The organism is Streptomyces sp. NPDC026589 (assembly GCF_040638385.1).
Classification (GTDB): Bacteria; Actinomycetota; Actinomycetes; order Streptomycetales; family Streptomycetaceae; genus Streptomyces.
This window is the reverse complement of the sequence record NZ_JBEZYG010000024.1, coordinates 137,957-146,001: the sequence shown is the minus strand read 5'-3', so window position 1 is coordinate 146,001 and position 8,045 is coordinate 137,957. Positions and strand designations below refer to the sequence as shown.

The window sequence follows — 8,045 nt, the reverse complement described above, 5'->3', positions numbered from 1 at the left end:
GGCCTGGTCGCCGACGGCGTCACCGTCTTCCTCACCACCCAGTACCTCGAAGAGGCCGACGAACTCGCCGACCGCATCGCCGTACTGAACAACGGCAAGCTCGCCGCCGAAGGCACCGCCGAGCAGCTCAAGCGCATCGTCCCCGGCGGCCACGTCAAGCTCCGCTTCACCGACCCCGACACCTACCGGTCCGCCGCCACCGCACTGACCGCGGCCGCCCCCGACGACGAGACCCTGTCGCTCTCCATCCCCAGCGACGGCACCCAGCGCGAACTGCGCTCCATCCTCGACCGGCTCGACTCGGCCGGCATCGAGGCCGACGAACTCACCGTCCACACCCCCGACCTCGACGACGTGTTCTTCGCCCTCACCGCCTCCACCACCGTGCCCGCACAGGCCGACCAGCCGAAGGAGAACCTCCGATGAGCACCCTCGCCCTCGCCGTCCGCGACACCAACACCATGCTGCGCCGCAACCTCCTGCACGCCCGGCGCTACCCCTCCCTCACCCTCAACCTGCTCCTCACGCCTGTCATGCTCCTGCTGCTTTTCGTCTACATCTTCGGCGACGTGATGAGCGAGGGCATCGGCGGCGGAGACCGCTCCGACTACATCGCCTACATCGTCCCGGGCATCCTGATGATGACTATCGGCTCCACCGTGATCGGGGCCGCGGTGTCCGTCTCCACCGACATGTCCGAGGGCATCATCGCCCGCTTCCGCACCCTGGCGATCCACCGCAGCTCCGTGATCACCGGGCACGTCGTCGGCAGCGTGCTCCAGATCCTCGCCAGTCTGGTCCTGGTCGGAGCCGTGGCCGTGGCCATCGGCTTCCGCTCCGTCGACGCCACCGCCCTGGAGTGGCTGGCCGCCTTCGGACTGGTCACGCTCTTCGCCCTGGCGCTCACCTGGGTCGCGGTCGGCATGGGCATGGCCAGCCCGAACGCGGAGGCCGCCGCCAACAGCGCACAGCCGCTGATCCTCCTCCCGCTCATCTCCAGCGCCTTCATCCCGGCCGACACCATGCCCGGCTGGTTCCAGCCGATCGCCGAGTACCAGCCCTTCACCCCCGTCATCGAGACCCTGCGCGGCCTGCTCCTCGGCACCGAGATCGGCCACAACGGCTGGCTGGCCGTCGGCTGGAGCCTCGGCCTGGTGGTGCTCGGCTACCTGTGGTCGAAGTCGCTGTTCCTCCGCGACCCGGCGGCGCGCTGACCGCGTGCGGCGCGCTGACCGCGTGCGGCGCGCTGACCGCGCCTCGCCCGCCCTCGACCGGAGGAACGCCGCAAGAGAAAAGCCCCCGTGCAGTGCGCACGGGGGCTTTCGCTGTGCCCCGGTCCCCGTCCCCACAGGTAACCGGCGCTTCCGGGGTCACGCTCCGCTCAGACGCGGCCCCGGAGCTGGGAGGGGGGCGCCGTCGGGACGTACGGGTCAGACGCGGGCGAGCTCGCGCTCACCCTCGCCGCCGCCGTCCCCGGGCCCCTGCTCGGAGCCGGGATCGTCGGTCAGCTGCTTCTGCAGCTTCTCGCCCTCCACGTCCACGTTGGGCAGCGCACGGTCCAGCCAGCGCGGCAGCCACCAGGCCCGCTTGCCGAGCAGGGCCAGGACGGCGGGCACGATCGCCATCCGCACCACGAACGCGTCGAAGAGAACGGCGACCGCCAGCGAGAAGCCGATCATCTTGATCATCTGCTCGCTGGAGCCGATGAAGCCGGAGAAGACCGCGATCATGATCACGGCCGCGGCCGTGACCACCCGTGCGCCGTGCTTGAAGCCGGTCACGATGGCCTGCCCGGGGCTCTCGCCATGGACGTACGCCTCGCGCATGCGGGTCACGAGGAAGACCTCGTAGTCCATCGCGAGACCGAAGACCACGCCGACCATGAAGATCGGCATCATGCTCATGATCGGACCGGTCTGCTCGACGCCGAAGAGCGAGCCGAGCCAGCCCCACTGGAAGACCGCGACGACCGCGCCGAGGGCCGCGACCACCGAGAGCAGGAAGCCCAGGGCCGCCTTCAGCGGGACGAGGATCGAGCGGAAGACCAGCATCAGCAGCAGGAACGCGAGGCCGACGACGAGCGCCAGGTAGGGCAGCAGCGCGTCGTTCATCTTCTGCGAGAAGTCGATGTTCATCGCGGTGGCGCCGGTGACCAGGACCTCGGCCCCGGTGTCGGACTTGACGCCCTGACCCGCGTCACGGATGTCGTGGACGACCTCCTCCGTGGCGTGGGAGGACGGCCGGTCCTTGGGGATGACCGTGATCGTCGCGGTGTCGCCGGCCTTGTTGAAGGCGGGCGGAATGACGGCGCTGACGCCGATCGACTCGATCTCTTCCGCGACCCGCGAGGCGGCGGCCTTGCCGTCCGAGCTGTTCTTCGTGTCGACGACGACCATCAGCGGACCGTTGAACCCGGGGCCGAAGCCGTCCGAGAGCATGTCGTACGCCTGACGCTGCGTGGTCGACTCCGACTGGGCGCCGTCGTCGGGCAGGCCCATCTCCAGCGAGGCCGCCGGTACGGCGATGATGCCGAGGCCGAGGACGCCGACGAGCATGACCCAGACCGGCTTGCGCAGCACGAACCGCGCCCAGCGGGTGCCCATGTTCGGCTTGGCCTCGGGGCTCTTCTCCGCCTCTGTGGCCTTGCGTACCTTGCGGCCCATGACCCGCCTGCCCGCGAAGCCGAGGGCGGCCGGCACGAGGGTGAGCGCGATGAGGACGGCGACGGCGACCGCGCCGGCGGCGGCCAGGCCCATCTTCGTCAGCATCGGAATGTTGACGACGGAGAGGCCGGCGAGGGCGATGACCACGGTCAGTCCCGCGAAGACGACCGCGGATCCGGCCGTGCCGACGGCCCGTCCGGCGGCTTCCTCGTGTTCCCGGCCCTCGGCCAGTTCGGCGCGGTAGCGGGAGACGATGAAGAGGGCGTAGTCGATGCCGACCGCGATGCCGATCATCGTGGCGAGGATCGCGGTGGTGGAGCCCAGATCCAGAACGTCGGCCAGCGCGGTGATCGTCCCGACCCCGATCGCGACGCCGATGAGCGCGGTCAGCAGGGAGAGTCCGGCGGCGACCAGCGAGCCGAAGGTGATGACCAGGACGACGGCGGCGATGGCCACGCCGATGACCTCGGCGGTCCCGGTGTGCGGCATGATCTGGAGGGCGTCACCGCCGATCTCCACCTTCATTCCGCTGCTCTGCGCGTCCTTCGCCGCGCCCTTCAGGGCTTCCCGGGTCTCTTCGGTCAGCTCCATGGAGCTGACCTCGTAGCCGACCGAGATGTACGCCGTCGAACCGTTCTGGCTGACGGCCTGCGTCTCGAACGGGTCGGCGACCGAGGCTATCTGCTCCGAGCCGGACTCCAGCTCCTTGACGATGCCGGAGATCTCGCTCTTGTTGGCGGGGTCGGTCACCTTTTCGCCGCCGGGCGCCTTGAAGACGACACGGGCGGTGGCGCCGTCGGCCCTGGTGCCGGGGTTGCGCTCTTCCAGCAGGTCGAAGGCGCGCTGCGCCTCCGTACCAGGAATGGAGAAGGAGTTGGAGGTGTCGGTGGACGCGGTCGCCATACCGACTCCGGCGACCGCCAGCAGCGCCACCCAGATCAGGGCGACGAAGCGGCGGCGGCGGAAGGTGAGCCGTCCGAGCTTGTAGAGGAAAGTGGCCACGGGGGCGTACTCCCGGTCAGGTCGTTTGAGTGGAATTGGGCGTGAGGAACCAGCCCGACGACGAGAGCGGCGTGTCAGGTGGAGCGTCGGGGAGAGGGCCGTACGGGTGGGACGGGGACGTCAGACACCGAGGGCGGGGAGAACCACGGAATCCACGTAGTCGATGAGGAACTCCTGGTCGACAGGACGGTCCTCGATCAGCTGCCGGGCGGCCAGCGCGCCGACCAGCATGTGCGGGATATACTTCAGCGCCGGGTTGTCCGGTCGCAGTTCACCCCGGTCCATCGCCCGTTGCAGCATCTGGTCGAAGCCGGTCATCTCCGGCTCGATCAGCAGCTCGCGCAGGGCCTGGAGCAGTTCGGGGTACTCATGGACGGCATGGCTCAGGCCCCGCATCAGCGCGGCGTCCTTCTCCATCTGGCAGTCGTCGGTCCGGCTCAGCGCGGCATGGAAGTCCCCGCGCAGCGAACCGGTGTCGATGTCCGCGAGGTTCCCCGGCTTGTTGTGCCGCAGCGCCTTCGCGACCAGCTCGGGCTTTGAGCCCCACTGGCGGTAGAGGGTGGCCTTGCTCGACCGGGTACGGGCGGCGACGGCGTCCATGGTCAGGGCGTCGTAACCGACCTCGCGGAGCAGGTCGAGGACGGCCTCGTACAGCTCGCCCTCACGCTCGGGGGTCAGCCTGGTGCGTGCCATGCGCCGACCTCCTCCGCTTCACCTGTCCGGTGTCCCGCTCAACAGTCCCGGTCACCCGCTCAGCAGCCCCGCTCACCATCGAACGAAACTGTTTCGTACACCTGAACCGTACCCGCACACCTCAGCGAAACGAAATCGTTTCGCTTGTGTTCTGCACCACAAGTTGCCCCGGACCCCGCGCACCGAAAACATTGGGGGGTGAGTGACGACGTCGCGTATCTCCGTTTCCCGCACCTTCACCAGGACTTGCTGTGCTTCGCGGCCGAGGACGACCTCTGGGTCGCCCCCCTCGCCGCCGCCGGGCACCGCCCCGGACGGGCCTGGCGGGTGACCGTCGACCGGACCCGGGTCAGCCATCCACGCTTCTCGCCCGACGGCTCCTCCATCGCCTACACGACCTGGCGCACCCTGGACCCCGAGATCCACCTCGCCCCGGTGGACGGCGGCCCGGCCCGCCGGCTCACCCACTGGGGCTCGACCGACGCCCGGGTCTGCGGCTGGAGCCCCGATCCCGGCGAGGCCTGCCAGATCCTCGCCGTCTCCTCGCACAACCAGCCGTTCTCGTACTTCTCCTGGGCCTACAGCGTCCCCACCGACGGCGGACCCGGCGGCAGGCTCCCCTGGGGCCCGGTCTCCGACATCGCGGTCGCCGACATCGACGGCGAGCGCCGCACCCTGCTGCTCACCGGCACGCCCCCGCACGAACCGGCCGCCTGGAAGCGCTACCGGGGCGGGGCCATGGGCCGCCTGTGGCTGCACGGCGAACGCCTGCTCCCGGACATCGACGGCCACCTCGCCAACCCGATGTTCGTCGGCCGCCGCATCGCGTTCCTCTCCGACCACGAGGGCGTCGGCAACCTCTACTCCTGCCTGATGGACGGCACCGGCCTGCGCCGGCACACCGACCACGACGCCTTCTACGCCCGCAACGCCTCCAGCGACGGCCACCGGGTGATCTACCAGTGCGCGGGCGAGCTGTGGCTGGTCGAGGACCTGGAGTCGCCCGCCGCCACCCCGCGCAAGCTGGAGGTGCGCCTCGGCGGCCCCCGCACCGGCCGGCGTGTCCACCAGGTGCCCGCCGCCAGCAACGTCGACTCGCTCTCCGTCGACGAGACAGGCCGGGCCAGCGCCGTCACCGTACGCGGCAGCCTCTACTGGCTCACCCACCGCGACGGCCCCGCCCGCACCATCGCCGACACCCCCGGCGTCCGGGTGCGGCTGCCGGAGATGCTCGGCAGCGGAGGCCAGGTCGCCTACGTCACCGACGCGGACGGCCCCGACGCCGTCGAGATCTCCTACCTGCCGCGCGCCAGCGGCGACCGCCCGCCGCGCAGGCTGGCCTCCGGGCTGCTGGGCCGGGTCCAGGAGATGATCTCCGACCCGGAGGGGGAACGCCTCGCCATCGCGTCGAACGACGGCCGCCTGCTGCTCCTGGACACGGGGGAGCCCGAGCCCCTGGAAACCGCGGAGAAGGAGAAGGAGAAGGAGCAGAAGCAGAAGAAGTCCCCCAGCGGCTCGACCCGCGCCGACCTCCACGCCGCCACCGGCGCGGCGGCCCCGGACAGTGCCGCGCCGGTCGACGAGCACCCCGGCCTCACCGAGCTGATCCGCTCGGTCAACGGGCCCGTGCGCGACCTCGCCTTCTCCCCCGACGGCGACTGGCTGACCTGGTCGCACCCGGGCATCGGCCGCTCGCTGCGGCAGATCAAGCTGGCCCGGATCTCCGGCCCCGGCGCCCCGGTGATCGTCGACGTCACCAACGGCCGCTTCGAGGACGAGAACCCGGTCTTCACGGACGACGGCCGCTACCTCGCCTTCCTCTCCTGGCGCGGCTTCGACCCGGTGTACGACGTCCACACCGGCGACCTGTCCTTCCCGCTCGGCTGCCGCCCGTACCTGGTCCCGCTCTCCTCGGCGACCCCGTCCCCCTTCGCCCTCTCTCCCGACGGCCGTCCGGCGGCGGGCGGCCTGGACCCGGTGGACGTGCCGGAAGGCGGTACGCCGGAGGGGTCCACGGTCATGGTCGAGTTCGAGGGTCTGGAGAGCCGGGTGACGCCGTTCCCGGTCTCCGCCTCCAAGTACTCGGCGCTGGCCCCGGTGAGTGGCGGCGGGCTGGTCTGGCTGCGCTGGCCGATCTCGGGGGCGCTGGGCGAGACGTTCGCCAACCCGGCCGACATGTCGGGGCGGCCGACCCTGGAGCACTTCAACATCGCGAAGGCCCGTAGGACCGAACTGGTCGACCACCTCGACTGGTTCGCGGTCAGCGGCGACGCGTCCCGCCTGGTCGTGATGGACGACGGCGAACTCCGCGCCGTACCGGCCACCGAGGCGGGCGACACCGACTCCACGGTCTTCCTGGACCTGCGCCGCATCCTGCACGAGGTCGACCCGGGGGCGGAGTGGCGGCAGGCGTACGGCGAGGCGGGGCGGCTCATCCGCGCCTACTTCTGGGAGCCGGACATGTGCGGCATCGACTGGGACGGGGTGCTGGACCAGTACCGCCCCCTGGTCGAACGGGTCGCGTCACCCGACGAGTTCGCGGACCTGCTGCGCGAGGTGCTGGGCGAGCTGGGCACCTCGCACGCGTACGTCACCCCCGCCCGCCGCAACGAGGGCCCGCCGCACTACCAGCGCGCGATCGGCCTCCTCGGCGCCAACCTGGTCTGCCGGGACGGCGCCTGGACCGTCCAGCGCATCCTGCCCGGCGACTCCTCCGACTCCAAGGCCCGTTCGCCGCTGGCGGGTACGGGGATCAGGGAGGGCGCGGTCCTCACCCACGTCGACGGCCGCCCGGTGGACCCGGTCGCGGGCCCGTACCCCCTGCTGACGGCGGCGGGCGGCACGACGGTGGAGCTGACCTTCTCCCCGGCGGGCAGCGGCCCGTCCCGCCGGGTGGCGATCATGCCCCTGGTCGACGAACGCCCGCTGCGCTACCAGGACTGGGTGGCCAAACGCCGTGACGTCGTACGGGAGTTGAGTGGCGGCAAATGCGGCTACCTGCACATCCCGGACATGGGCGGCTCCGGCTGGGCGCAGTTCAACCGCGACCTGCGGCTGGAAGTCTCCCGCCCCGCCCTGATCGTGGACGTACGGGGCAACGCGGGCGGCCACATCAGCGAGCTGGTCGTGGAGAACCTCACCCGCAGGATCCTCGGCTGGGACCTGACCCGCAACGCCCAGGCGGTGAGCTACGCCTCCAACGCGCCGCGCGGTCCGGTCGTCGCCCTGGCCGACGAGGCGACCTCCTCCGACGGCGACATGATCACCGCCGCGTTCCGGCTGCTGAAGCTGGGCCCGGTGGTGGGCCAGCGCACCTGGGGCGGCGTGGTCGGGATGACCGGCCGCCACCGCCTGGGCGACGGCACGGTGATCACCGTGCCGATGAACGCGGCCTGGTTCGACACGTACGGCTGGTCGGTGGAGAACCACGGCGTGGAACCGGACGTGGAGGCCCTGCGCACGCCGCTGGACTGGGCGGAGGGCCGGTACGCCGTCCTCGACGACGCGGTCCGCCTGGCCCTGGAACTGCTGGCCGCGCACCCGGCGGCGACCCCGCCGTCGTACGAAACGGCCCCGAACCTGCGGCGACCACCGCTGCCGCCGAGGCATACCAGCCCGTCCGGCGATTGAGGACATCTTTTCCAGCCCGCACCCGGGCGCCTTTCGGGGCTCCGCCCCGGACCCCGC

At 71.1% G+C, this 8,045-nt stretch carries 4 protein-coding genes and 1 pseudogene; 3 read left to right on the top strand and 2 right to left on the bottom strand.

Annotated elements, in window-relative coordinates; all coding sequences use genetic code 11:
* Together AB0F29_RS32700 and AB0F29_RS32695 are read left to right on the top strand one after the other, a co-directional pair.
* Positions 1-426: pseudogene (locus tag AB0F29_RS32700) on the top strand (ABC transporter); the annotation flags it as partial.
* Positions 423-1,214 (top strand): ABC transporter permease, encoded by a 792-nt coding sequence (locus AB0F29_RS32695; protein WP_361879807.1) that lies wholly within the window; start codon positions 423-425, stop codon positions 1,212-1,214. The pseudogene AB0F29_RS32700 and the gene AB0F29_RS32695, both read left to right, overlap by 4 nt.
* 216 nt (positions 1,215-1,430) lie before the next feature.
* On the opposite strand, the gene AB0F29_RS32690 is transcribed toward AB0F29_RS32695, so the two are convergent.
* On the bottom strand, positions 1,431-3,665 hold the full coding sequence (locus AB0F29_RS32690; RefSeq protein WP_361879804.1) for an MMPL family transporter: 2,235 nt from the start codon (positions 3,663-3,665) through the stop codon (positions 1,431-1,433).
* Between the two features lie 120 nt (positions 3,666-3,785).
* The gene (locus AB0F29_RS32685) at positions 3,786-4,358 is read right to left on the bottom strand and encodes a TetR/AcrR family transcriptional regulator (RefSeq protein WP_265601105.1); all 573 of its coding nucleotides are present in this window, start codon (positions 4,356-4,358) and stop codon (positions 3,786-3,788) included.
* Positions 4,359-4,556: 198 nt separating this feature from the next.
* On the opposite strand from AB0F29_RS32685, the gene AB0F29_RS32680 reads away from it, so the two are divergent.
* On the top strand, positions 4,557-7,988 hold the full coding sequence (locus AB0F29_RS32680) for a S41 family peptidase (protein ID WP_361879801.1): 3,432 nt from the start codon (positions 4,557-4,559) through the stop codon (positions 7,986-7,988).
* Positions 7,989-8,045 lie beyond the last annotated feature (57 nt).

Excerpts from the sequence above, each read along its gene's own strand:
- AB0F29_RS32695 (WP_361879807.1), top strand. The coding sequence starts at position 423 with ATGAGCACCCTCGCCCTCGCCGTCCGCGACACCAACACCATGCTGCGC.
- AB0F29_RS32685 (WP_265601105.1), bottom strand. The coding sequence starts at position 4,358 with ATGGCACGCACCAGGCTGACCCCCGAGCGTGAGGGCGAGCTGTACGAG.